The 24416-nt window shown below is 62.7% G+C and carries 22 protein-coding genes; 11 read left to right on the forward strand and 11 right to left on the reverse strand.

Features of this window, described 5'->3' with window-relative positions:
- The first annotated feature begins 93 nt into the window (after positions 1-93).
- The 8 genes from X756_RS149945 to X756_RS149910 all read left to right on the forward strand — a co-directional run bounded on the left by X756_RS149945 (position 94) and on the right by X756_RS149910 (position 8375).
- Positions 94-408: a metalloregulator ArsR/SmtB family transcription factor gene (locus X756_RS149945; protein ID WP_023670944.1), complete on the forward strand. Its 315-nt coding sequence runs from the start codon at positions 94-96 to the stop codon at positions 406-408.
- Entirely contained in the window at positions 405-872 is a 468-nt protein-coding gene (locus X756_RS149940) for an SRPBCC domain-containing protein (RefSeq protein WP_023730164.1), read from the forward strand. Before X756_RS149945 ends, X756_RS149940 begins: the two co-directional genes overlap by 4 nt.
- Before the next feature lie 29 nt (positions 873-901).
- Entirely contained in the window at positions 902-1510 is a 609-nt protein-coding gene (locus tag X756_RS149935; protein WP_023684630.1) for an ATP-dependent Clp protease proteolytic subunit, read from the forward strand.
- 146 nt (positions 1511-1656) lie between these two features.
- A complete protein-coding gene (locus tag X756_RS149930; protein ID WP_245261915.1) occupies positions 1657-1878 on the forward strand; it encodes a hypothetical protein in 222 nt (73 codons plus the stop codon).
- Positions 1879-2661: 783 nt separating this feature from the next.
- Positions 2662-5583 carry an excinuclease ABC subunit UvrA gene (gene uvrA, locus X756_RS149925; RefSeq protein ID WP_023730165.1) on the forward strand — a complete coding sequence of 974 codons (2922 nt, stop codon included), beginning with the start codon at positions 2662-2664 and terminating at the stop codon, positions 5581-5583.
- A gap of 34 nt (positions 5584-5617) precedes the next feature.
- Positions 5618-6082, forward strand: a complete 465-nt coding sequence (locus tag X756_RS149920) for an N-acetyltransferase (RefSeq protein ID WP_023688637.1) — start codon at positions 5618-5620, stop codon at positions 6080-6082.
- 28 nt (positions 6083-6110) lie between these two features.
- A complete protein-coding gene (locus X756_RS149915) occupies positions 6111-6914 on the forward strand; it encodes a DUF72 domain-containing protein (protein WP_023693383.1) in 804 nt (267 codons plus the stop codon).
- Between the two features lie 315 nt (positions 6915-7229).
- Positions 7230-8375, forward strand: a complete 1146-nt coding sequence (locus X756_RS149910; RefSeq protein WP_023730166.1) for a GGDEF domain-containing protein — start codon at positions 7230-7232, stop codon at positions 8373-8375.
- Positions 8376-8467: 92 nt separating this feature from the next.
- Here the strand turns inward: X756_RS149910 and X756_RS1000000167565 are convergent, their stop codons facing one another.
- From X756_RS1000000167565 to urtA, 6 genes are all read right to left on the reverse strand, one after another.
- Positions 8468-8644: a hypothetical protein gene (locus tag X756_RS1000000167565; protein ID WP_023670936.1), complete on the reverse strand. Its 177-nt coding sequence runs from the start codon at positions 8642-8644 to the stop codon at positions 8468-8470.
- Between the two features lie 530 nt (positions 8645-9174).
- The gene (urtE, locus tag X756_RS149905) at positions 9175-9870 is read right to left on the reverse strand and encodes an urea ABC transporter ATP-binding subunit UrtE (protein ID WP_023688639.1); all 696 of its coding nucleotides are present in this window, start codon (positions 9868-9870) and stop codon (positions 9175-9177) included.
- 69 nt (positions 9871-9939) lie between these two features.
- A complete protein-coding gene (gene urtD, locus X756_RS149900; RefSeq protein ID WP_023730167.1) occupies positions 9940-10686 on the reverse strand; it encodes an urea ABC transporter ATP-binding protein UrtD in 747 nt (248 codons plus the stop codon).
- Between the two features lie 4 nt (positions 10687-10690).
- A complete protein-coding gene (urtC, locus tag X756_RS149895) occupies positions 10691-11923 on the reverse strand; it encodes an urea ABC transporter permease subunit UrtC (protein WP_023730168.1) in 1233 nt (410 codons plus the stop codon).
- Positions 11920-13536 carry an urea ABC transporter permease subunit UrtB gene (gene urtB / locus X756_RS149890; RefSeq protein WP_023730169.1) on the reverse strand — a complete coding sequence of 539 codons (1617 nt, stop codon included), beginning with the start codon at positions 13534-13536 and terminating at the stop codon, positions 11920-11922. Before urtB ends, urtC begins: the two co-directional genes overlap by 4 nt.
- A gap of 112 nt (positions 13537-13648) precedes the next feature.
- Positions 13649-14959 (reverse strand): urea ABC transporter substrate-binding protein, encoded by a 1311-nt coding sequence (urtA, locus tag X756_RS149885; RefSeq protein ID WP_023688643.1) that lies wholly within the window; start codon positions 14957-14959, stop codon positions 13649-13651.
- A gap of 312 nt (positions 14960-15271) precedes the next feature.
- Between urtA and X756_RS149880 the strand changes: the two genes are divergently transcribed.
- Positions 15272-15667: a hypothetical protein gene (locus X756_RS149880; RefSeq protein WP_023688644.1), complete on the forward strand. Its 396-nt coding sequence runs from the start codon at positions 15272-15274 to the stop codon at positions 15665-15667.
- A gap of 118 nt (positions 15668-15785) precedes the next feature.
- The gene (locus tag X756_RS149875; protein ID WP_031238704.1) at positions 15786-17699 is read left to right on the forward strand and encodes a PhoX family phosphatase; all 1914 of its coding nucleotides are present in this window, start codon (positions 15786-15788) and stop codon (positions 17697-17699) included.
- A 64-nt stretch (positions 17700-17763) separates the two neighbouring features.
- Here X756_RS149875 and X756_RS149870 read toward each other — a convergent pair whose 3' ends face one another.
- From X756_RS149870 to X756_RS149860, 3 genes are all read right to left on the reverse strand, one after another.
- Entirely contained in the window at positions 17764-19335 is a 1572-nt protein-coding gene (locus X756_RS149870; RefSeq protein WP_023730171.1) for a GMC family oxidoreductase, read from the reverse strand.
- A 51-nt stretch (positions 19336-19386) separates the two neighbouring features.
- Entirely contained in the window at positions 19387-19911 is a 525-nt protein-coding gene (locus X756_RS149865) for a twin-arginine translocation pathway signal (RefSeq protein WP_023684617.1), read from the reverse strand.
- A gap of 80 nt (positions 19912-19991) precedes the next feature.
- A complete protein-coding gene (locus tag X756_RS149860; RefSeq protein WP_023730172.1) occupies positions 19992-20387 on the reverse strand; it encodes a VOC family protein in 396 nt (131 codons plus the stop codon).
- A gap of 220 nt (positions 20388-20607) precedes the next feature.
- Here X756_RS149860 and X756_RS149855 point away from each other — a divergent pair, with 220 nt between their 5' ends.
- Positions 20608-20910: a ribbon-helix-helix domain-containing protein gene (locus X756_RS149855; protein WP_023670924.1), complete on the forward strand. Its 303-nt coding sequence runs from the start codon at positions 20608-20610 to the stop codon at positions 20908-20910.
- A 5-nt stretch (positions 20911-20915) separates the two neighbouring features.
- Here the strand turns inward: X756_RS149855 and X756_RS149850 are convergent, their stop codons facing one another.
- The gene (locus X756_RS149850; RefSeq protein ID WP_023730173.1) at positions 20916-21626 is read right to left on the reverse strand and encodes a DeoD-type purine-nucleoside phosphorylase; all 711 of its coding nucleotides are present in this window, start codon (positions 21624-21626) and stop codon (positions 20916-20918) included.
- A gap of 84 nt (positions 21627-21710) precedes the next feature.
- The gene (locus tag X756_RS149845) at positions 21711-24281 is read right to left on the reverse strand and encodes a PAS domain-containing sensor histidine kinase (protein ID WP_023730174.1); all 2571 of its coding nucleotides are present in this window, start codon (positions 24279-24281) and stop codon (positions 21711-21713) included.
- Positions 24282-24416: the final 135 nt, after the last annotated feature.

The raw sequence follows: 24416 nt of genomic DNA on the forward strand, positions 1-24416 counted from the left end.
TCCCCACGGCTTAGAGGCCCGGCAGGATCCAATCAATACGCAGCATTCAAAACACCCCTTGCCAAATCGATAAGTATCGACTTATGCTTTGCCATGATCGAAGCAGAGATTTTTCGCGCCCTGGCCGACCCGACGCGACGCGCCGTCTACGAGCGGCTGACTTCCGGCGAGATGAGCGTGTCGGAGTTGCGCACCGGCATGAGCGTGTCGCAGCCGGCGGTGTCGCAGCACCTTGCCGTGCTGCGCGGCGCAGGCCTGGTCAGCGAAAGACGCGCCGGCCGCAACGCCTACTATCGCGCCGATCCGCAAGGGCTCGAGCCGCTGCTCGGCTGGATCGAACGCTACCGCGCATTCTGGCCGGAGCGCATCGAAAGACTGAAGGCCGTTTTGAAGGACATGGACCAATGACCGACGAAAAGCAGACGCAGACCGCCAAGGATGCCCTCGCCTTCGAATGCGATCTGCCGGACGCACCGGAAAAAGTGTGGCGGGCACTGACCGTGCCGGACCTCTTGGCGGAATGGATGATGCCGAACGACATCAATCCGGAAACCGGCAGCCGCTTTGCCTTTGCCGGGCCTGAGAAGCCGATCGAGTGCGAAGTGCTCGTTGCCGAACCGGGGCGCCTGCTGCGCTATTCCTGGCGCGAGCGTTCCGGCGACGCCGACCGCGAGGAGCTGGAGAGCATCGTCACCTTCACACTCGCCCGCACCGTTTCCGGCGGCACGCATCTGCGCATCGTCCATGACGGGTTTGTCCTGACGCCTGCGGTCGCGATGGCCGGCGCCGGCTGCCGGCTCTGGCTGCGCGCATACAAGCCCAAACCGCCTGTCGCCGCCAACGCGCCACGCCTGTTGCTGCGCGCTGCCTGACCCGGAAAAATCAAAACGGAGACAATGAGATGAGCGGCTTTGCCAATCTGGTGCCGATGGTGATCGAGCAATCGAGCCGCGGCGAACGTGCCTTCGACATTTTCTCGCGGCTGCTGCGCGAGCGCATCATCTTCGTCAATGGCGAGATCAATGACGGCATGTCGGCGCTGGTCTGCGCCCAGCTCCTGTCGCTGGAATCGGACAATCCCGACAAGGAGATCTCGCTCTACATCAACTCGCCGGGCGGCGTGGTGACCAGCGGTTTCGCCATCTACGACACGATGCAATATGTCAGCTGCCCGGTGTCGACCGTGTGCATGGGCTTTGCCGCGTCGATGGCCTCCTTCCTGCTGATGGCGGGAACGCCGGGGCGGCGCATCGCGCTGCCCAATGCCAGCATCGTGCTGCACCAGCCTCTGGGCGGCTTCCAGGGCCAGGCCTCCGACATCCAGCGCCATGCCGAAGGCATTTTGCGCACCAAGCGGCACATGGCCGACCTCTACGCTCACCATTGCGGCCGCACCCACGAAGAGGTCGAACGCACGCTCGACCGCGATTTCTTCATGACCGCGAAGGAGGCCAAGGACTGGGGCCTCGTCGACCACGTCTTCGACACCCGCAAGCAGGCAGCGGCCTGATCGGCGGATTGAATGCAGGCCGGTGTTCCCTCAATTTCAACGCCGCTGGTCTGGCCTCGCCTTGAGCGCGGCACTATAGTCTTGCCATGCGCTACCACCTGAACAGACTGACCATAGCCATTGCCATCACGGCGGCGACATCGAGCATGGCCTTTGCCGGGGGCAGCACCAGCACGTCGCGGAAAGGCGCCCTGCCCGGCGTGGCCGGCGACTACCGCATCGCCAAGCCCGCGCCGCAGCCGGAGCCGGACGACGCGCTGCCTGCCGTCGAGAACGGCACGTTCAAGATCGGCGACACCGATGTCAGGATTTCCGGCAGCATCACTGTCGATGTCGGCACGGGTGGGATCAAGCCGCCGCGCCGGTAGCCCCTTCTCCCAGCTACTATACGGGAGAGAAAGCCTGCGCCGACGACTTCCTCGCAAAAGAACAGCCCCGCCGTTGCTTCCGCTAACGGTCGGGGCTTTTTTTGGATTCCAAATCCAAACTGCCGGTAGTGTTATACCGACTTTGATTTCGGATGCTTCGCGGCATTCAGCCGACGATCCGACGAGCCGTCTCTGATTTTTGTGGGATTCGGCAGGTCACGGTTTGTCTGGTGGTTTGTTGGACTGACGCGATGCGTTCGTTTGGACGCATACACTCCAATGCCTTGAAACTACCTGGCACTTATGCCCGCCGCGGCTCCACTAGCAGGTGGAGCCTCAAGGGACTATCCGGTGGCGTCATGCTCCGCTCCTATGTCCGTTGCGACTGGTGTCAATCCGAAGCACAAATCGCAAAAACCTGCGGCGTCTCGCAGGCCGCTATGGGCGGCGAGGCCATCAAAGACGGCCGGCTCCGTTGACTCCGGCAGAGTGCGCCCCTGATTCGACGGCGTCAACCTTGAATAGCCGGTTACGGAAAATGTGATCGCCGGGAGCTTACGTCAGGGTCAGTTTCTGAAACACCCTTGTCAGTTTCTGCACAGCTTTGTCAGGAGCGTGTTCGGTCTTTGTTCTTTCCGCTTGCCCGTTCGCGCGAAAGACGGTTAAACGGCTTTGGTCGAGAAGTGTGGCGTCTCTCGACGTGGCGGCAAAAATACCTACATAGGGAATGGCCGGGAAAACCCGCCGATCCCACTGACACCAGACCTGAGGCGGCGACCGGCGATGGCCGACCATAAATACCTTTCCATTCGCGGGGCACGCGAACACAACCTAAAGAATGTCGATCTCGACCTGCCGCGTGACAGCCTGATCGTCATGACCGGCCTGTCGGGCTCCGGCAAATCGTCGCTTGCTTTCGACACCATCTATGCCGAGGGCCAGCGCCGTTACGTCGAGAGCCTGTCGGCTTATGCGCGCCAGTTCCTCGAAATGATGCAGAAGCCGGATGTCGACCAGATCGACGGCCTGTCGCCGGCCATCTCGATCGAGCAGAAGACCACGTCGAAGAACCCGCGTTCGACGGTCGGCACCGTCACCGAGATCTACGACTACATGCGCTTGCTGTTCGCGCGCGTCGGCATCCCCTATTCGCCGGCGACCGGCCTGCCGATCGAGAGCCAGACGGTTTCACAGATGGTCGACCGGGTGCTGGCGGTCGAGGAAGGCACGCGCCTTTTCCTGCTGGCGCCGATCGTGCGCGGCCGCAAGGGCGAGTATCGCAAGGAACTGCTGGAGCTGCAGAAGAAGGGCTTTCAGCGCGTCAAGGTCGACGGCGTCTTCTATGAGATCGCCGATGTGCCGGCGTTGGACAAGAAGTACAAGCACGACATCGACGTCGTCGTCGACCGCATCGTCGTGCGCGGCGACCTGGCGACACGGCTTGCCGATTCCATCGAAACGGCGCTGAAGCTCGCCGAAGGGCTGGCGGTGGCCGAGTTCGCCGACCGGCCGCTCGACGCCAGCCAGACCGGCGAGGACTCGGTCAACAAATCGAAGAACGAGACGCATGAGCGCATCCTGTTCTCGGAAAAATTCGCCTGCCCGGTTTCCGGCTTCACCATTCCGGAGATCGAGCCCAGGCTGTTCTCGTTCAACAACCCGTTCGGCGCCTGCCCGACCTGCGACGGCCTCGGCAATCAGCGCGCCATCGACGCCAGCCTGATCGTGCCGGACGAAAACGTCTCGCTGCGCGACGGCGCCGTCAGCCCGTGGGCGAAATCGACCTCGCCCTATTATGCGCAGACGCTGGAAGCGCTGGGCAAGGCATACGGCTTCAAGCTCGGCGACAAGTTCAAAGACCTGACCGAAGAGGCCAAGGAAGCCGTCCTGCGCGGCACCGGCGAGCGCGAGGTCACCTTCCAATATGATGACGGCCTGCGCTCCTACAAGACCACCAAGACGTTCGAGGGCGTCATTCCCAATCTCGAACGGCGGTGGAAGGAAACCGAATCCGCCTGGATGCGCGAGGAGATCGAGCGCTTCATGTCGGCGACGCCCTGCCCGGTCTGCAAGGGATACCGGCTGAAGCCGGAAGCGCTGGCGGTGAAGATCGCCGGCAAGCATATCGGCGAAGTCACAGAGCTGTCGATCCGCAAGGCCGACCAGTGGTTCACCGAACTGCCGCCACATCTCAACGACCAGCAGAACGAGATCGCGGTGCGCGTTCTCAAGGAAATCCGTGACCGCCTGCGCTTCCTCAACGATGTCGGCCTCGACTATCTGACGCTGTCGCGCAATTCCGGCACGCTGTCGGGCGGCGAGAGCCAGCGCATAAGGCTGGCGTCGCAGATCGGCTCCGGCCTCACCGGCGTGCTCTATGTGCTGGACGAGCCGTCGATCGGCCTGCACCAGCGCGACAATGCCCGCCTGCTCGACACGCTCAAGCATCTGCGCGACATCGGCAACACGGTGATCGTCGTCGAGCATGACGAGGACGCCATCCTGCATGCCGATTATGTCGTAGACATGGGTCCGGCCGCCGGCATTCATGGCGGCGAGATCATCGCCCAGGGCACGCCGCAGCAGGTGATGGCCAATCCCAACTCGATCACCGGTAAATATCTGTCGGGCGCGCTCGAAGTCGCCACGCCCGGTGTCAGGCGCGAGGCCAAGAAAAACCGCCGGCTGAAGATCGTCGGCGCGCGCGGCAACAATCTCAAGAACGTCACTGCCGAAATCCCGCTCGGCACTTTTACCGCCGTCACCGGCGTGTCTGGCGGCGGCAAATCGACCTTCCTGATCGAGACGCTGTTCAAGGCGGCGTCGCGCCGCATCATGGGCTCGCGCGAGCATCCGGCCGATCACGACCGCATCGAGGGCCTCGAATTCCTCGACAAGGTCATCGACATCGACCAGTCGCCGATCGGCCGCACACCGCGTTCGAACCCGGCCACCTACACCGGCGCCTTCACACCGATCCGCGACTGGTTTGCCGGGTTGCCCGAGGCCAAGGCCCGCGGCTATCAGCCGGGCCGCTTCTCCTTCAACGTGAAGGGCGGCCGCTGCGAGGCCTGCCAGGGCGACGGCGTCATCAAGATCGAGATGCACTTCCTGCCCGACGTCTACGTCACGTGCGACGTCTGCCACGGCAAGCGCTACAACCGCGAGACGCTGGATGTCGTGTTCAAGGGCAAGTCGATCGCGGACGTCCTGGACATGACGGTCGAGGAAGGCGTCGATTTCTTTGCCGCCGTGCCCGGGGTGCGCGACAAGCTGGAGACGCTGAAGCAGGTCGGCCTCGGCTACATCCATATCGGCCAGCAGGCGACGACGCTGTCGGGCGGCGAGGCGCAGCGCATCAAGCTCGCCAAGGAATTGTCGCGCAAGGCGACCGGCAAGACGCTCTACATCCTCGACGAGCCGACCACCGGCCTGCACTTCCACGACGTCGCCAAGTTGCTGGAAGTGCTTCACGAACTGGTCGACCAGGGCAACACGGTGGTGGTCATCGAGCACAATCTCGAAGTCATCAAGACCGCCGACTGGGTGCTCGACCTCGGCCCCGAAGGCGGCGATGGCGGTGGCGAACTGGTGGCACAGGGCACACCGGAAGCCATCGTGCGCGAAAAGCGCAGCTACACCGGCAAGTTCCTGAAGGAGCTTTTGGAGCGGCGGCCCGGAGGCAAGCGCGAAGCGGCGGAGTAACTGACAGACCGGTCGGGCGCCTGGAGAGCTTTGAATGACAGTCCGACAGGCGCTTGCCGGTGATCTCGACGCAGTCGTCTCGCTGACGCAGACCGCCTATGAGCACTACACGCCCCTGTTAGGCGCGCCGCCGCTCCCAGTCACCGAGGACTATGCGCCACGCATCGAGCGTGGCGAGGTCTGGCTCTTGGAGAGCGGCGCGGAACTCGCCGGGCTGATCGTTATTGAGCGCCATCCCGATCATGCGATGATCTTCAGCGTCGCGGTCTCCCCCGCTTTCCAGGGCAGGAAACTCGGCACCGCGCTGCTCGACTTCGCCCAGGAACAGGCGCGGCTATGGGGTGTGCCGGAGGTGCGGCTCTACACCAATTCGCGCATGGAGCGGAACATCGAGATCTATACGGCCTATGGCTTCCACGAAACGGGCCGCCGAGCCAATCCCCACCGTCCCGGATGGACCGTGGTCGACATGATCAAACCGATTGGAAAAATAGCCTGACCGCATTTTTAGAACTGGGAGGAAGACGATGATCAGCCAAGGAACAATCCGCGCCGGGATGGGCGGCTGGACTTTCGAACCCTGGGATACGTCTTTCTACCCGGACAAGCTTTCCAAGGCCAAACAGCTAAGTTACGCCACCCGCCAGGTACCGAGCATCGAGGTCAATGGCACCTACTATTCCAGCTTCAAGGAGCCGACCTTCGTCAAATGGGCGGGCGAGGCGCCGGACGGTTTCGTCTATTCGCTGAAGGGCAATCGCTTCGTCACCAACCGGCGCGTGCTTGGCGAAGCCGGCGAGTCCATGACGCGCTTCCTCGGCTCCGGCATTGCCGCGCTGGGCGACAAGCTGGGCCCGATCCTTTGGCAGTTCGCGCCGACGAAAAAGTTCGACGCCGACGATTTCGAGGCCTTCCTGAAGCTGCTGCCGGAAAAGCAGGATGGCGTGGCGCTGCGCCATGCGCTGGAAGTGCGCAACGACAGTTTCAGCGTGCCGGAATTTGTGGGCCTGGCGCGCAAATACAAGGCGGCGATCGTCTATGCCGACCATGCCAAATATCCTGGTATCGCCGACATCACCGGCGATTTTATCTATGCGCGGCTGCAGACCGGCAGCGACGACAATCCGGATTGCTATACGCCGAATGGCCTGGACGAATGGGCAGCGCGGGTGAAGACCTGGGCGCAAGGCAAGCAGCCGGCCGATCTGCGGCGCGCCGATCCGACTTTCGACGCGCCGGTGAAACCGCGCGATGTGTTCGTCTACTTCATCACCGAGGGCAAGGTGCGCGCGCCGTTCGGCGCCATGGCGCTGATGAAGCGGGTGAGCTGATCGGTTAAAGCGCGTCGCGCTGAAACGGATTCATACGACGCGATTTAAGTCTTTGTCTTGATGCATGCCGTTGTCCCAGAACCGCGGCACACTTCTGGGCGACATGCATTAGGAGCAATTCCAGGAAAAGTGTGGACCGGTTTTCCCGGAAATCCGGGTAGCGCTTTCCCTTGAAAAGGGTTTCAACCCAGAATTGCTACGATCAACCGAAGCGTGATAGCTTATGCGCATCGTAACCTTATCGATACCTCCTTCCTGCATAAATCCGGTGCGGGTCCTTTCTAGAGGCCGGCCGCCGCGCGCAAGGACGAGGGCATGTCGCTCGACTACAGTTCCCTTCTGTTGGCTGTCGGGTTTTCCGCCGCTTGCCTCGGCCTGACGCTGTTCGGCATCTGGCTTACCGCGCGCTCGGAAAAATTCCTGCTGACCTGGGCCGTCAGCGTGCTTCTGATCGTTGCCGACGTCTTCGCCTACCAGGCCTATATCGACGCGCCCGGGCGCCTGCTCGGCCTCGCCAGCTTCACGTTCCTGCTGCTCGGCTTCGCGACCATGCTGGGCGCGGCCCATCAATTCACGACCGGCCGCTCGCCATTGCCGCGCATCGCTGTCGGCGCCGGCGTCTCGCTGGCAGTCGCCTTGCCGCCGATGGCGCTTGGCTATGACGGGCTGGGCTTCATGCTGGAGAATGCCTTCGCCGCGCTGCTTTTGTTTGCGACGGCCCATGAATACTGGAAGGGCCGCACGGAATTCCCTGCCCCGATCCTCGGCATTGCCGGGCTCTACACCGCCACCGCAATTTCCTTCGTGCTGTGCTCCGGTGCACTTGTCTGGGATGGCAGGCTGGTGCTTGGCCATGCGCCGAGCAACTGGGCCGAGGATTTCAGCCTCATCGTCGTCATCGCCTGCATGACCGGCATCGGCGCGCTCTCGCTGGCGCTTAACCAGGGACGCCTGGCGCAGCATCATCGCCGCGAAGCGCTGACCGATCCGCTGACCGGACTGCTCAACCGGCGCGCTTTGTTCGACCTGCACGGCAAAACACCGGTCCGGTCCTTCACCGCCGTGATCGTGTTCGATCTCGACGGCTTCAAGGCCATAAATGACGAGTTCGGCCATGCCACCGGCGACGAGGTGCTGAAACTATTCGCCAAGGATTTGACCGCCAATCTCCAGCCAGGCGATGTCGCCGCGCGCATGGGCGGAGAGGAATTTGCATTGGTGCTCGATCGCACCTTGCCTGAAAAGGTGGAATTCATAGCCGAGCGCATCCGGGCCAGTTTTGCCATGCGCCGGATCGATACCGAGACCCGCCTGCTCTCCTGCACGGTCAGCGCCGGCTACGCCTTCGGCAGCGAGGGCGGCACCAAATTCGACAAGGTGCTCAGCGCCGCCGACAAAGCGCTTTACGGCGCCAAGCGCGGCGGCCGCAACCGTGTGCTCGCCTTCCGGCGCGCCGGGTAGGCTGGGCTGATATTCAGCCGGCCTGAACCTCACCACACGTAAAACAACACCCCAAAGCGCGTCGCATGAGGCCGTTCAGGCGCGACGCGCTTTTAGGCCGCTATGACGATCTCGTTGTAAGTGTCGAGGTCGACGTAGAAAACCTTGGTGATTTCGCCGATCAGCTCATCCTGCTGGTAGCCTTGCGAGCGCAGAATGTTGATGGCGGTGATGATGTCGACACGCTCTGTCAGCCGTCGTTTCTGGTGGTCCTCGACGAACCGTTCCATAGCCCTATTCTCCTGGCAAGATTATCTGAACGCATCGACCGACAATCAGAACTGCGAGGGAAGCTAGGGTGGCTTGCTTGCGTGGAACTTGCAGGCTGAGCCAGCATATTCCCTCGATCTGCTACAGAACCAGACTGATACGGAAGCGGCCGACTCACCGAGGCCTAGGAAAGACTAGCATGCAGTATTCGGCGTGCCAGAGGTGGCGGCCTCGGACGAAAGTCCGACGCAACGGGCGCGGATCTTCGCGACTTCATCATCCTTGGGCGTAGCGACGCGAAGCGGAGCGAAGACCCAGGGATCCATGCCGGGACGAAGAAGCGTCATTAACGGTGCAGAATTTGGAATGCCAATGTGCCGCAGAAGCGATCTTGTTCTGCATCGCGGCACTCTTTGGCTGATGTCGCGGCATGGATTCTAGGGTCTGCGCGCGTCGCTCCGCTCCTTGGCTCCGCCCTAGAATGACGAAGTGGTTGTGGGCATTTCAGCCAATCTTCGACGTGTACGATCCGTGCAGCCGTCGACCTGCGTTAAACCGTCAGAAACTTCCTGACGTCCGCCCGGTCGAGATCTTCGGCCGGGCCGGTGTGGACGATCTGGCCGCGGTCCATGATGTTGACCTCGTCGGCGAGCTCGCGGCAGAAATCCAGATATTGCTCGACCAGCAGAACGGCGATACCGGCCTGGTCGCGCAAATAACGGATGGCGCGGCCGATGTCCTTGATGATCGAGGGCTGGATGCCTTCGGTCGGCTCGTCGAGCACCAGCAGTTTCGGCCGCATGACGAGCGCCCGGCCGATGGCGAGCTGCTGCTGCTGGCCGCCGGAGAGATCGCCGCCGCGGCGCCCCAGCATCTGCTTCAGCACCGGAAACAGTTCGAAGACATGCGCCGGCACGTTGCGGTCGGCGCGCTTCAACGGCGCAAAGCCGGACTCCAGGTTTTCGCGCACCGTCAGCAGCGGAAAGATCTCCCTGCCCTGCGGTACGAATGCGATGCCCGACCGGGCGCGGTCATACGCCGCGCTCCGGTCGAGCGCCTTCCCCTCGAAGGCAACGCTTCCGCTCGTCAGCCGGTGGTGGCCGACGATCGATCTCATCAAACTGGTCTTGCCGACGCCGTTGCGGCCGAGCACGCAGGTGATCTTGCCGGCACCCGCCGTCAGCGACACACCGCGCAGCGCCTGGGCGGCGCCGTAATGGAGCGTGGCGTTGGAAACTTCGAGCATGTCAGCGCCTTCTCCAGAAGCGGAGGAACGAAAAGTCGAAGCGATGGAATTGCACCCGCCAGACCATGCTCATCTCCCGAGATAAACTTCGACGACCCGCTCGTCGGCCGAGACGAAATCGAGCGAGCCTTCCGACAGCACCGAGCCCTCATGCAGGCAGGTGACCTTGACGCCGAGTTCGCGCACGAAATGCATGTCGTGCTCGACGACGATGACCGAATGCTCGCGCGCTATGTCCTTGAGCAGCCGCGCGGTTTCCTCGGTCTCGGCATCGGTCATCCCTGCGACCGGCTCGTCAACCAAAAGCAGCTTCGGGTCCTGCGCCAGCAGCATGCCGATCTCCAGCCACTGTTTCTGGCCATGGCTGAGATTGGCTGCCAGATCGTGGCGCTTGTCGCCCAGCCGGATGATGCCGAGGATGTCGTCGATCTGTCTGGCTTCGGCGGCCGAGCGGCGATGGAACAGCGCCGGAAAGATCGAGCGCGGGCCCTTCAGCGCCAGCATCACATTGTCTTCGACGCTGTGGCTTTCGAAGACGGTCGGCTTCTGGAATTTGCGGCCGATGCCCATCATGGCGATCTCCGCCTCGTCGTGCCGGGTCAGATCGACCTGGCCGTCGAAGAACACTTCGCCCTCGTCGGGCCGGGTCTTGCCGGTGACGATGTCCATCATCGTCGTCTTGCCGGCGCCGTTGGGACCGATGATGGCGCGCATCTCGCCCTTGTCGAGCACCAGCGACAGATTGTTGATGGCGCGGAAACCGTCGAAGGAGACCGAGACGCCGTCGAGATAGAGGATGGTGTTGGACTTCGACATCGCTCTATTCCGCCGGCTGCGGTTCAGGCCCGGACGCGGACCAGGCACCGGGCGTTGTTGCTGCGCTGGGCACGATCTTCGATGGCGGCGGGGCATCAGGGTCTGTGCCCGCTTCCTCTGCAATCGCTGCAGCCCGCATCGCCCGAGCGTTACCGCGCCAGGAATCCCACATGCCGACGATGCCCTTGGGCAGGAACAGGGTTACGGCGACGAACAGGCCGCCGAGCGCAAACAGCCAGAACTCCGGCAGCAGGCCGGTGAACCAGGATTTGCCGGCATTGACCAGCAGCGCGCCGACGATCGGGCCGACAATGGTGCCGCGCCCACCGACGGCTGCCCAGATCACGACTTCGATGGAATTGGACGGCTCGAATTCGCCGGGATTGATGATACCGACCTGCGGCACATAGAGCGCGCCGGCGATGCCGGCCATGACAGCCGAGACGGTGAAGGCAAACAGCTTCACGTTCTCCGCCCGCCAGCCGAGGAAGCGGGTGCGGCTCTCGGCGTCGCGCACCGCCATTAGCAGCTTGCCGTATTTGGAGCCGACGATCGCCCAGGTGATGAAGACGGCGAGCGCGAGTATGATGGCGCTGGCGGCAAACAGGGCCGAGCGGGTGGCGTCGGCCTGCACGTTGAAGCCCAGAATATCCTTGAAATCGGTCAAGCCGTTGTTGCCGCCGAAACCCATGTCGTTGCGGAAGAAGGCGAGCAGCAGCGCGTAGGTCATCGCCTGGGTGATGATGGAGAGATAGACGCCGGTGACGCGGCTGCGGAAGGCGAACCAGCCGAAGACGAAGGCGAGCAGGCCGGGCACCGCCAGCACCATGATGGCGGCGAACCAGAAGTGGTCGAAACCGGTCCAGAACCAGGGCAATTCCTTGTAGTTCAGGAACACCATGAAATCGGGCAGGATCGGATTGCCGTAAACGCCGCGCGAGCCGATCTGGCGCATGAGGTACATGCCCATCGCATAGCCGCCGAGGGCGAAGAAGGCGCCATGGCCGAGCGAGAGGATGCCGCAATAGCCCCAGACGAGATCGAGCGCCAAGGCAAGCAATGCATAGCAGAGGTACTTGCCCGTCAACGCGACGATGTAGGACGGAATATAGAACGCGCTTTGCGGCGACACTGCGAGGTTGAGCAGCGGCACGATAATGGCGGCCGTCAGCAGGATGAAAATAGTGATGGCGATGCGACGGTCGGCACCCGCGGCGAAGAAGCGTCCCGTGATCATGTTTCCACCGCCCTGCCCTTGAGCGCGAACAGGCCGCGCGGGCGCTTCTGGATGAACAGGATGATCAGCACCAGCACGACGATCTTGCCGAGCACCGCGCCAGCATAGGGTTCGAGAACCTTGTTGACGATGCCGAGCGAGAAGGCGCCGACCAGCGTGCCCCAGAGATTGCCGACGCCGCCGAAGACCACGACCATGAAGCTGTCGATGATGTAGCCGCGGCCAAGATTGGGCGAGACATTGTCGATCTGGCTGAGCGCGACGCCGGCAATGCCGGCAATGCCGGAGCCGAGCGCAAAGGTCAGCGCATCGACCCAAGGCGTCCTGATGCCCATCGAGGCGGCCATGCGGCGGTTGGCGGTGACGGCGCGCATCTGAAGGCCCCAGGGCGTGCGCTTCATAACAAAGAGCAGCACGCCGAAGACGGTGAGCGCGAAGACCAGGATCCAGAGGCGGTTCCAGGTGACGGCGAGTTGGCCGACATCGAACGATCCCGACATCCAGGAGGGGTTGCCGACCTCCTGGTTGGTCGGTCCGAAGATCGAGCGCACCGCCTGCTGCAGGACAAGCGAGACGCCCCAGGTTGCGAGCAGCGTTTCCAGCGGCCGGCCGTAGAGGAAACGGATGACCCCGCGCTCGATGATCAGGCCGACGGAAGCGGCAACCAGGAAGGCGAGCGGCAGCGCGATCACCAGCGACCAGTCGAACAGGCCGGGGAATGAGGTTCGGATCACCTGCTGGACGACGAAGGTGGTGTAGGCGCCGAGCATCACCATCTCGCCATGCGCCATGTTGATGACGCCCATGACGCCGAAGGTGATGGCGAGGCCGATGGCGGCCAGCAGCAGCACCGAGCCAAGCGAGATGCCGTACCATATGTTCTGGCCGGCATCCCACAGCGCCAGGCTCGAATTGATGCTGGCGATTGCCGCCGTCGCGGCATCCTTGACCGCGCCTTGCGCATTGGCCTCGACCGCGGTGAGCAGCGAGACCGCGTCGCGGTCGCCGCGCGCGCCGATCAGGGCAATGGCGGCAAGCTTGTCGGCCTCCGGCTTATCGGAGACCAGCACCGATGCCGCGCGCGCCTGTTCGAACAATGCCTTGACCTTGGCGTCGGTCTCGGCGGCGATGGCTGCATCGAGCGGCTCGATATTGGCGGCATCGGGGGTCTTGAACATGGTGTCGGCGGCGGCGATGCGGACAGAAGGATCTTTCGCGCGCAACGTCAGCGTTCCCAGCGCATCGCGGATGACGCGGCGCAGCGTGTTGTTGACCTTGATCTTGGTGATGTCGGCCTTGGCGGCGTCGCCGGCTTTCTCGCCACTCAGCGGGTCGAGCAGCGTGACGCTGTCAGCGGCCTCACTGCCGACGAAGACGGCTGAATCGGCTTTACGGATGTAAAGGTTGCCTTCGGCGAGCGCTGCAAGCGGGCGCTCGACCAGCGGATCGCCGGTGGCGGCAAGCTCGCGCACGACGGCCTCCGTGGCGGAAAAGCCGGTGCCGGTGGCGAATTTGGCGACGATGGCGCGCAGATCGGCTTCGGCTGCGTTCGACGGCAAAAGACTTGCCACCAGGAACACCAGCATGAGGCCGAGAGTGCGCAACAGGATCATCCGTTCAGATACTCTTCTGTGGGGAAATTCCGCGTCCGGGCGGGCTGAAGCGCCCGGACGCTTGGCGGTACCGATCGTGGACGCGTCCACGATCGGTCGGTCCCGGGAGGGATCAGTTCGTGCCCTTGCCGCCGCATTTGCCGGTGGCAACGTTGAAGTTGCCGCAGGACAGAGGCGCGCGCCAATCCGAAATCAGGTCCTTGGAATCGGGCAGATAGTCGGACCATTCGTCGCCCATCACGAGGCCGGGCGTCTGCGACACGGTCTCGAACTGGCCGTCGGCCTGGATCTCGCCGATCAGCACCGGCTTGGTGATGTGATGGTTCGGCATCATGGTCGAATAGCCGCCGGTGAGGTTCGGCACGGACACGCCGACCATGGCGTCGATGACCTTGTCGGGATCGGTGGTGCCGGCCTTTTCGACCGCCTTCACCCACATGTTGAAGCCGATATAGTGAGCTTCCATCGGGTCGTTGGTGGTGCGCTTGTCATTCTTGATGAACTTGTGCCAGTCGGCGATGAACTTCTTGTTTTCGGGTGTGTCGACGCTCTCGAAATAGTTCCAGGCAGCGAGATGGCCGACCAGCGGCGCGGTATCGAGACCGGCCAGTTCTTCCTCACCGACCGAAAAGGCCATGACCGGGATGTCCTCGGCCTTGATGCCCTGGTTGCCGAGTTCCTTGTAGAACGGAACGTTGGCGTCGCCATTGACGGTCGAGACGACGGCGGTCTTCTTGCCGGCCGAGCCGAATTTCTTGATTGCGGAGACTTCGGTCTGCCAGTCGGAGAAGCCGAACGGCGTGTAGTTGACCATGATGTCTTCGGCGGCGACGCCCTTGGCCTTCAGATAGGCCTCGAGGATTTTGTTGGTGGTTCGGGGATAGACGTAGTCGGTGCCTTCCAGCACCCAGCGCTTCACCGAGCCACCGTCCTCGCTCATGAGATAATCGACGGCAGGAATCGCCTGCTGGTTCGGGGCGGCGCCGGTGTAGAACACGTTGCGCTCGCTTTCCTCGCCCTCATACTGGACGGGGTAGAACAGGATGTTGTCGAGTTCCGAGAACACCGGCAACACCGATTTGCGCGACACCGAGGTCCAGCAGCCGAACACGGCGGCGACCTTGTCCTTCGAGATCAGCTCGCGCGCCTTTTCGGCAAAGAGCGGCCAGTTGGAGGCCGGATCGACAACGACCGCCTCGAGCTTCTTGCCGAGCAGACCGCCCTTGGCATTCTGCTCTTCGATGAGCATCAGCATGGCGTCTTTCAGCGTCGTCTCCGAAATCGCCATGGTCCCCGACAGCGAATGCAGAATGCCGACCTTGATCGTGTCTTCGGCGGCCTGGGCCGGAGACGACATCGACAGGCCGGCGGCGACCACGCCGGCCGAAAACATTTTTGTTATTGTGGAGAAATTACCCCTCATACCGAAGACTCCCAAGCTGTTTGATTGCACCGCGATAATGCAATGCAACTGCCGTGCCAAACGCAAAGGCGCCGCTCACGAAGATGGAATAGCCGAGCGTTATCAGCCGGTTGGTATATTAGCCTCGAGAAAACAGTGGTAGCCGGCGAAAATTGATTGAGGCAAATTTGCGCAGCGCACATGGCTTTTGCCTAATTTTTGCCCAATTGAGACAAATGCCTAGTTTTTGATCTCCGGCCGTGTGTTCCGGGCTAACAATGTTGCGGTACCGCGCAAAAATAGGGCAAGCTCGCCCTTCAAAAGAGTGACGTCATGACATCTCGCACCTCATGCATTTCCGGCATCCTGCTGCTGATGGCAACGAGCGGCGCCGCGCGCGCCGATTTCAGCGAGGGCAAGCTTCCGGACGGCACCTATCATTGCGAGGTCTATTTGCTCGGCGCCTTCCTCAACCTCGGCGACATCACTATCAAGGGCAATGTCTATAGTGGTCCGGTGACATTCGGCACCGCGACGCAAGGCTACAACTATCAGATGAATGCCAATGGCGAGATCACCTGGCTCGGGCCGCTGGGCGGCTATACCACCGGTGGCAACTCCGTCTCCATGACACAGGCAACACTGGACGGCGAGACCGCCCCGTCATTCGACATCATTCTGAAGCAGCCCGACGGCGCCTTCACCGCCTCGACCTGCACCAAGGGCTGAGCGATGCGTAGTGCCGCGCCCAGTTGCGGCAAAACCTTCCTCTTATGTCATGTGAATGTTGCCTAAGCAGACTAGGGGCAACGGTGCGCCGTAACATCCACCCTGAGAGGCAGACACCATGGCCAATACACCGTCTTCATCCTCCCCCGTCATCCGCGAAATCATTGCCGAGCGCGTCTCGCGCCGGTCTCTTTTGAAAGGCAGCCTCGCCTCCGGCGCGCTGATTGCCGGCGGCAGCTTTGTCGGCTCCTTGTTTGCCGGCGAAACGCATGCCGCCGCAGCGCAGTCGACGCTCGGCTTTCCCGAGCTGAAGCGGGTCTACGACAAGACCCATGCCGCCGCCGAAGGCTATGAGACGACCATCGTCGCGCGCTGGGGCGATCCGCTTGCAGCTGGCCTCGCCGAATTCGACGGCAACAAGGTCGCGGCGGAGGAACAGGAAAAGCGCTTCGGCTACAATTGCGACTACATCGCCTTCATGCCGCTGCCGAAGGGCACGGTGAATTCTGATCATGGCCTGCTCTGCGTCAACAACGAATACATCTCGCCCAATGTGATGTTTCCGGGGATGACCGAGGGCGATGCCGGCAAGACGATGACCAGGGAACAGGTCGATCTCGGCATGGCCGCGATGGGCCATTCGATCGTCGAGGTGCAATTGAAGGACGGCAAGTGGGAAACCGTAGCCGACAGTCCGCTGAACCGCCGCATCACCGCCAACACCGAAATGACCGTTTCCGGACCGGTTGCCGGCCATGCGCTGATGAAAACCTCGGCCGACGCGACTGGCACCAAAGTGCTCGGCACCAGCTACAACTGCAGCGGCGGTTTCACCCCCTGGGGTACGGTGCTGACCTGCGAGGAAGGCGTGTCCGACATTTTCGGCGGCGACCCGAAAAGGGCGCCGACCGCCGACCTGCTTGACCGTTACGGCTTCGACGGCTCCGATATCTATGGCCGCGGCCGCTTCCATGACCGCTTCAACCTCGACAAGGAACCGAACGAGGCCAACCGCTTCGACTGGGTGGTCGAGATCGACCCTTACGATCCTCAGTCCAGGCCGGTGAAGCGCACGGCACTTGGCCGCATGTCGCATGAGGCCTCGACCGTGGTCCTCAACAAGGACGGCCGCGTTGTCGTCTATATGGGTGACGACGACTATTTCGAATATATGTACCGCTTCGTCTCGGCCAAGGCCTATGACAAGGCCAACCCGGCCTCCGGCGCCGATCTGCTCGACGATGGCGTGCTGTCGGTCGCCCGCTTCGATGCCGATGGCTCGATGACGTGGCTGCCGTTGGTGCACGGCCAGGGCAAGCTTACCGTCGAGAACGGTTTTGCCGACCAGGCCGAGGTGCTGTTGAAGACGCGGTTTGCGGCAGATGCGCTCGGCGCCACGCCGATGGACCGGCCCGAGGACATTGAGACCAATCCGGTGACCGGCCGCGTCTATGCGGTGATGACCAAGAACAAGAAGCGCGACCAGTCGAAGGTCAATCCGGCCAACACGCGGCCGGAAAATCTCTGGGGCCATATTGTCGAACTGATCCCGCCCGGCGGCCGCGGCGCGGATGCCGACCACACGGCGGAAAAGTATGCCTGGGACCTGTTCGTGCTCTGCGGCAACCCGAAAGATGCCAATGTCGGCGCCACTTTTCATCCGGATACGTCGGACAATGGCTGGTTCGTCTGCCCCGACAACATCACCTTCGACCCGGCCGGGCGGCTGTGGGTGGCGACGGACGGCGCCAATGATTTCGACCTGCCGGACGGCGTCTATGGCGTCGACACCGAAGGTGCGGCGCGCGGCCTGCCGAAGCTGCTGTTCACCTGCCCGCATGGCGCCGAAGCGACCGGCCCATGCTTCACGCCGGACGGCACGACTTTGTTCCTGTCGGTGCAGCACCCTGCGGAAGATGCAGAGACGCTCGACAAGGCGCAGACGCTGTGGCCCGACTTCAGGGATGGCCAGCTGCCGCGACCGTCCGTCGTCGCCATCCGCCGCAAGGACGGACAGCCGGTCGGCGCATAGTGAGTCCTAGTGAAAAAGGCGGAACGCGCCATGCGCGTTCCGCGTAGCGATCCCGGAGGACGGCTCAGATCGTCTTGGCCGACATTTGCGAAGCGATGTATTCGGCCTGGCGGATAGCCAGCGACACGATCGTCAGCGTCGGATTTTCAGCCGCACCGGTGGTGAACTGGCTGCCGTCCGACACGAACAGGTTTTTGATGTCGTGCGCTTGGCCGTGCTTGTTGACGACGCCGTCTTCCGCCTTTTCGCTCATCCGGTTTGTGCCGAGATTGTGGGTTGAGGGATAGGGCGGCGTCGGGAAGGAGCGCGTCGCGCCGACCGCATCGTAAAGCGCTGTGGCCTGCTTGTAGGCATGGTTGCGCATCGCCGTGTCGTTGGGATGATCATCGAAATGCACGTCCGCGATCGGCATACCGTGCGCGTCCTTCTCGTCCTTGTGCAGCGTGACGCGGTTTTCCGCGCGCGGCATGTCCTCGCCGACGATCCACAGGCCAGCCATGTGATCATAGTGGTCGAGCGCGGTGGTGAATGAACGGCCCCAGCCGCCGGGATTGAGGAAGGCGGCCATGAAGGGCAAGCCGAGCGACAGCGTCTCGAATTCATAGCCGCCGACAAAGCCGCGTGAGGGATCGTGCCGCGCCTCGTCGCGGATAATGCCGGCCATGGTGGTGCCGCGATACATATGCACCGGTTGGTCGAAAATGGCGTAGACCGAACCGGTGGTGTGGCGCATGTAGTTCTTGCCGACCTGCCCCGACGAATTGGCAAGCCCTTGCGGAAACTTCGCTGACTCGGAGTTTAGCAGCAGGCGCGGGCTTTCGATCGAGTTGCCGGCGACGGCGACAATGCGGGCCTTCTGTTCCTGCAGCTTGCCGTCCTTGTCGGCATAGACGACGCCGGTCACTTTTCCGCTAGCGTCATGGTTGATCTTGATCGCCATGGCGTTTGGCCGGACCTCGAGATGGCCGGTCGCCTCACCCTTGGGAATCTCGGTGTAGAGCGTCGACCATTTGGCGCCCCATTTGCAGCCCTGGAAGCAGAAGCCGGTCTGTTGGCAGGAGTTCCGGTCATCGCGCTCGACCGAATTGATTGCCATGTTGCCGGTATGACATTCCTTATAGCCGAGCTTGTCGGCGCCGGCCTTGAGCACCTTGAAATTGTTGTTGCCGGGCAGCCGCGGCCAGCCATTGGTGCCGGTGACGCCCATCTTGGCTTCCGCCTTGGCATAGTAAGGCTCCATCTCGGCCAATGTGACCGGCCAGTCCAGCAGGTTGGCGCCTTCCAGCTTGCCGTAGGTCGAGAGCGTCTTGAACTCATGCTCCTGGAAGCGCAGCGAGGCGCCGGCCCAGTGCGTGGTCGAGCCGCCGACCGATTTGACGATCCAGGCCGGCAAACTGGGGAAATCCTTCGACACCCGCCAGTCGCCTGAGGTTGTGCGCTTGTCCGTCCAGGCGAGCTGGCTGAAGGAACCCCACTCGTCGTTGATGAAATCCTCGTATTCGTGGCGCGCGCCGGCCTCGAGGATGACGACATCGACGCCTTTCTGGGCGAGTTCGTTGCCGAGCGTGCCGCCGCCGGCGCCGGAGCCGATGATCACGACCACGCCGTCGTTGTTGAGATCAAATGAAGCTGCCATGGTTTCCTCCCATGAATTCCTGTTTGCGGGGTTTCAGAACGACGGAAGGGCTCAGAGCCACTCTATGTCGTCGAAACCGCGCGCGATGTAGCCGCCCTTGGAGTAGGATTCGCCCTCGTAGCCGAAAATCGGCCACACCTCCTGCTGGTTGTAGAGGCTGACGACGAGGCCGCCGCGGATGGACTGGAAGAACGGCGTCGCCTCGATCTGCTGCAGCACGGCAACGCGCTGCTCCTCCCAGCCGAGGCCGCGATAGCCGCCCTCGCCCGACTTCTTGTCGAGGTTGGCGATGCCGTCTTCGATCATCGTCTTGTAGGCAGCGTCCTTGCCGGCCTGCTCATCATGCCCTTTTACGGCGATGGCGTAGTATTTGTCGGGCACCTGATCGTGCGGATAGATGTCGCGCGCCATCTGGATCAGCGTTGCCATGGTTTCGGGCTTGAGCGCCGATGTCTCGAGCCCCCAGGCATTTTCAGGGCTGATGACGGCGCTGCCGGAAATGACGAGCAACGCGCCGATGCCGCCGCGTTTGAGAAGTTCACGACGTGAGAGCCTCGCGTCATAGATCGTGACCATTTGTTCCTCCCTGCTTGCTGTTTGCGCCCTTGAACAGCGCCGTTGCTGGCGCCGCGCGGCTGAATGCGGCTGATAATCCCCTACTGGAAGCGCGCTCCACGCTGCAGAACCTCGATCTTGTAGCCGTCGGGGTCCTCGATGAAGAAAAAGCGGGCGATCAGCGATCCGTCGCGGTTGAATTCGACGATCTTCTTGGGGTTGAGGCCGAGCGCGCCGATCCGGTCGTGTTCGCTGTCGAGATCGGACACCGAGACCGCCAGATGGCCGTAACCGTCGCCAAGCCCATAAGGCTCGGTGCGGCCCTTGTTCACGGTGAGTTCGAGCTCGAACCCCGTTTCGGCGTTGGCAAGGTAAATCAGCGTGAATGTCTCGAAATCCAGCCTGTCGGCGACGTCGAGCCCGAAAGCGTTTCTGTAGAAATCGACGGATCTGGCCTCTTGGAGAACCCGGATCATGGAATGGATTGCCTTCGCCAAATCAGTCTCCGCCGCTGCATGTTGGAGGCGATTATGGGCGGCACGCGCGAAAGGTGGTGGCAGCCGGTTACCACGGCTAAATTTGCAATCGCTGCTATGCCTGCGCCTAAAGACGAAAGTCCGATTGCCGATTCGGCCCACAAGGCCGAACATGCAGGGACAACCACAACTTGAAGGCGCGACACGCTGCGCCCAAAACCAACAATATCGGGAGGTAAGGATGTGCAGGGTTTTTGCCGGGCAGGATCCGGAAGGCTATCGACAGATCAACCGGTCGATCCGCATCGACGGTCACTCTACGAGTATCCAGCTTGAAGGAACGTTCTGGGCGCTGCTTGACGAAATTGCCGACAGCCAGGGCCTGACGACGCCGAAGTTCATCTCAAAACTCTATGACGAGGCGATCGAGATCAACGGCGCCATTCCCAACTTCGCGTCGATGCTGCGTACCACCTGCGCGCTCTATCTGCGCGGTCACCGGCCAGACATGGATGAGCTGACGCCGAAGCGCGAAGCGGCCTGAGGAAGCTAGCGTTCCGCCGCAACGTCGAGCCCGAGCCGCGCCATATCGGTGAACAGCGCCTGACGTTCGGAATAGGCAGTCTGTTCGCCGGTCACGATGTTGTCGACGACGGTCAGCAGCGACAGCGCGCGGGCGCCGAAATGCGCCGCGATTCGGTAGAGTGCGCTGGTTTCCATATCGACAGCGAGAGCCCCAAGCGCCTGCGCTTCGGCAAAGCGGTCGCGCCCTTCAGGGTGGTAGAAGACATCGCTGCAGATGGTCAGCCCGGCCTGGTGGTCGATGCCGAGCTGGGCGGCGCAGCCCAAAGCGTGGGCGAACAGGCCGGGATCGGGCCCGGCGGCAGCATCGTAGAGGCCGAAGACCTGGCCGCTTTGGTCGCTTTCGGCGCGCACCGACTGCGAGATCACCAAGGAGCGCAGCGGCACGCGGGGTGTCAGGCCGCCGCAGGTGCCTGTGCGGATCAGCGTTTTTACGCCGTGAACATCCAGGAGTTCATGCGCATAGACCAGGAAGGACGGGACACCGATGCCGGTGGCCTGGATGCTGATGGGACGGCCGCGATAGAGACCGGTGAAGCCGAGTACGCCCCGGCGGCGGTTGACGCAGCGCGGCGCCTCAAGAAATGTCTTTGCCATCCACTCGGCGCGTTGTGGATCGCCCGGCAACAGCACCGTTGCGGCATAGTCGCCCCTGGCAGCCTCGTTGTGCGGCGTCACGACATGCTCCCCAAAACCCGCCGCCCGTTTCGCCTGCAATAATGGCAGTGTCACGTCATTGCGCAAGCTTTGAATTAGGGCGCCCTAGGACTCCAATACATCCTTGACCACGGTGGCCAGTTGCTTGAGGGAGAACGGCTTCGGCAGGAAGCCGAATTGCGCGTCCGGCGGCAGGTTTCTGGCGAAAGCGTCTTCGGCATAGCCGGACACGAAGACGAACTTGATGTCGGGCTGGCGCTTGCGCAGTTCGCCGAGCAGCGTCGGTCCGTCCATTTCCGGCATCACCACGTCGGACACGACGATATCGACTTTGCCGCCGAGCGCTTCGAAGACTTCCAACGCCTCGACGCCCGAGGAGGCCTCGTGGACGGTGTAGCCGCGCGATGTAAGCGCCCGGGAGCCGCCCATGCGCACGGCGTCCTCGTCCTCGACCAGCAGCACCGTGGCCGAGCCCGACAGGTCCTTGGCGCTGTCGGCGGCTTTCACGGGCGCAACCGGCGCCTCGCTGACGTCGCCGGGCTTTTTCGCCTCGACGATGTGACGCGGCAGGAAGATGCGGAAGGTCGAGCCCTTGCCGATTTCGGAATCGCAGAAGATGAAGCCGCCGGTCTGCTTGATGATGCCATAGACCATCGACAGGCCAAGGCCGGTGCCTTTGCCGACTTCCTTGGTGGTGAAGAACGGCTCAAAAATCTTCTTCAGCACGTCCGGGGCAATGCCCGAGCCGCTATCCTCGACCTCGACCACGACATAGTCGGCAGGCGTGAGCTCGCGGTAGGAGAAGCTCTTGCATTGTTCGGCGGTGACGTTGCGGGTGCGTACGGTGAGGTCGCCGCCGGCCGGCATGGCGTCGCGCGCGTTGACGGCCAGGTTGACCACCACCTGCTCGAACTGGCCGATATCGACCTTGACCGGCCACAAATCGCGGCCGTGGTCGACCTTCAGCTTGATCTCGTTGCCAACCAGGCGGGCAAGCAGCATCCGGAGATCGGCAAGCACGTCGGTCAGGTTCAGCACTTCCGGCCGCAATGTCTGCTTGCGCGAGAAGGCGAGCAACTGCCGCACCAGCGAGGCCGCCCGGTTGGCATTCTGCTTGATGTTCATGATGTCGGGGAAGGACGGGTCCGACGGCCGGTGATTGGTCAGCAAAAGATCCGACGCCATGATGATGGCGGTCAGCACATTGTTGAAGTCGTGGGCGATGCCGCCGGCGAGCTGTCCGACCGCCTGCATCTTCTGGCTCTGCGCCATCTGGCCCTCGAGCGCCTTCTGCTCGGTGGTCTCGACGGCATAGACGATGGCCGATTCCTCGGCGCCCTCGCCGGTGCCGTCGGCGACGGCGTTGACGTAGAAGCGGATGTGACGCTCCTCATTGCCGGGCAGCAGCGTGTCGATCGGCTCGATGTCGGCCTGCCTCAGCCGCGCCTTTTCGAACGCGGCGGCAAAGGCCGGCCGGTCGCGCTCGTGGATCACGGTGTCCAGCCGCACGCGGCGGTCGACCGCGTCGCCGTCGACGACGGAGGAAAACAGCGACAGGAACGGCGCATTGGTGCGCAGGATGCGGCCGCCATTGTCGACGGCGGCAATGGCCATCGGCGTCGAATTGAAGAAGCGAGTGAAGCGTACCTCCGAAGCCCGAAGATCGGCCGATGCGTCCTCGCCCTGCGTGCGGTTGAGCACGATGGTGCGGGTGGGACCGTTGGTCCCCTCGCGGCTGGCCGAGACCCGATGCATGAAGCGCACCGGCAGCGCCTCGCCGGTCGTCGTCGTAAGATCGAGATCGATGACGGCGTTGCGGGTGGTGCCGGGATCGGCCTTGACCGAGCGCACCAGCGCCATGCCGTCGCCGGCGACGATTTCCGGGAGTGTCACGGCGCCAGGGGTGAAGCTCGCCAGATCGATGCCCAGCCATTCGGCGAGCGTGGCGTTGATGTAGGTGACACGGCCTTCCTGGTCGGCCGAGAAGAAACCGGCCGGCGCATGGTCGAGATGGTCGATGGCCTTCTGCAAGTCGAGGAAGAAACGCTCCTGCTCGGCCCGTTCCTGCGAGATGTCGGCAAGCTGCCAGGCAAGCATCGGCAGGCGCTGACCGGGAACGCTGAAGGTCCGGGCCCGCGCCCGGTACCAGCGCGCGCCGGGTTCGGCGCCCGGCCGGATCGACTGTGCCAGCCGGAACTCACCGTCGCCGGCCTGGCCATCGCGCAAGCCCGAGGCCAGCCGGTATATGGTCACCGAAGCTTCGGGGACATCGGAAAGCAGGCCTTCGACCGTCTTCAGATCGGCGGCCGACGCAGCACCGATCATCTCGGCGTAGGCCCGGTTGGCGTACACGACGCGGCCCTTGGTGTCGGTGACGATCAGGCCCTGCGACATCGAATCGACGAAGGCCTTCGACAGTTCGTCCCCGGTCGAACGCGGCGCGATCTGCACGAAGCCGATGGCCGTGGCGAACAGGAAGCCGACGCCGATCATGGCAAGCACGCCCAGCATGCCGAGCAGGAACGGATCGCCAAGACGCTCGCGGAAAATGCCGAAAACGATCGCGGCCCCGGTCAGGACGATGATGAACACGATGAGCCGGGTAACCGCGCCTGGCCGCGTGTTCTGATCGACGATCGGTACCGGATAGAAATCGCCGCGCGTTTCCCTGGCCATATGCCCCCTGCTCGTGAGTTGTCGACACCGCCCCCGGCCGGTTGAATCACATTCTCCTAATCCGGAAAAGGCCTTGGCGGCAAATGTCGGATAAAAATGACGCGTCGGTGTTTTCAAGCTGTTCACGAAGCGTGA

This window comes from Mesorhizobium sp. LNJC405B00, assembly GCF_000502615.1.
Taxonomy (GTDB): Bacteria; Pseudomonadota; Alphaproteobacteria; order Rhizobiales; family Rhizobiaceae; genus Mesorhizobium.

What these genes read in the sequence shown, in the direction of transcription:
- X756_RS149855 (WP_023670924.1), top strand. Translation starts at nt 20,608, where the DNA reads ATGTGCAGGGTTTTTGCCGGGCAGGATCCGGAAGGCTATCGACAGATC.
- X756_RS149940 (WP_023730164.1), top strand. Translation starts at nt 405, where the DNA reads ATGACCGACGAAAAGCAGACGCAGACCGCCAAGGATGCCCTCGCCTTC.
- urtD (WP_023730167.1), bottom strand. Translation starts at nt 10,686, where the DNA reads ATGTCGAAGTCCAACACCATCCTCTATCTCGACGGCGTCTCGGTCTCC.
- urtA (WP_023688643.1), bottom strand. Translation starts at nt 14,959, where the DNA reads ATGAGGGGTAATTTCTCCACAATAACAAAAATGTTTTCGGCCGGCGTG.
- X756_RS149865 (WP_023684617.1), bottom strand. Translation starts at nt 19,911, where the DNA reads ATGGTCACGATCTATGACGCGAGGCTCTCACGTCGTGAACTTCTCAAA.
- X756_RS149935 (WP_023684630.1), top strand. Translation starts at nt 902, where the DNA reads ATGAGCGGCTTTGCCAATCTGGTGCCGATGGTGATCGAGCAATCGAGC.
- urtC (WP_023730168.1), bottom strand. Translation starts at nt 11,923, where the DNA reads ATGATCACGGGACGCTTCTTCGCCGCGGGTGCCGACCGTCGCATCGCC.
- X756_RS149945 (WP_023670944.1), top strand. Translation starts at nt 94, where the DNA reads ATGATCGAAGCAGAGATTTTTCGCGCCCTGGCCGACCCGACGCGACGC.
- X756_RS149915 (WP_023693383.1), top strand. Translation starts at nt 6,111, where the DNA reads ATGATCAGCCAAGGAACAATCCGCGCCGGGATGGGCGGCTGGACTTTC.
- X756_RS149930 (WP_245261915.1), top strand. Translation starts at nt 1,657, where the DNA reads ATGGCCTTTGCCGGGGGCAGCACCAGCACGTCGCGGAAAGGCGCCCTG.
- X756_RS149845 (WP_023730174.1), bottom strand. Translation starts at nt 24,281, where the DNA reads ATGGCCAGGGAAACGCGCGGCGATTTCTATCCGGTACCGATCGTCGAT.
- urtB (WP_023730169.1), bottom strand. Translation starts at nt 13,536, where the DNA reads ATGATCCTGTTGCGCACTCTCGGCCTCATGCTGGTGTTCCTGGTGGCA.
- uvrA (WP_023730165.1), top strand. Translation starts at nt 2,662, where the DNA reads ATGGCCGACCATAAATACCTTTCCATTCGCGGGGCACGCGAACACAAC.
- urtE (WP_023688639.1), bottom strand. Translation starts at nt 9,870, where the DNA reads ATGCTCGAAGTTTCCAACGCCACGCTCCATTACGGCGCCGCCCAGGCG.
- X756_RS1000000167565 (WP_023670936.1), bottom strand. Translation starts at nt 8,644, where the DNA reads ATGGAACGGTTCGTCGAGGACCACCAGAAACGACGGCTGACAGAGCGT.
- X756_RS149920 (WP_023688637.1), top strand. Translation starts at nt 5,618, where the DNA reads ATGACAGTCCGACAGGCGCTTGCCGGTGATCTCGACGCAGTCGTCTCG.
- X756_RS149870 (WP_023730171.1), bottom strand. Translation starts at nt 19,335, where the DNA reads ATGGCAGCTTCATTTGATCTCAACAACGACGGCGTGGTCGTGATCATC.
- X756_RS149910 (WP_023730166.1), top strand. Translation starts at nt 7,230, where the DNA reads ATGTCGCTCGACTACAGTTCCCTTCTGTTGGCTGTCGGGTTTTCCGCC.
- X756_RS149875 (WP_031238704.1), top strand. Translation starts at nt 15,786, where the DNA reads ATGGCCAATACACCGTCTTCATCCTCCCCCGTCATCCGCGAAATCATT.
- X756_RS149880 (WP_023688644.1), top strand. Translation starts at nt 15,272, where the DNA reads ATGACATCTCGCACCTCATGCATTTCCGGCATCCTGCTGCTGATGGCA.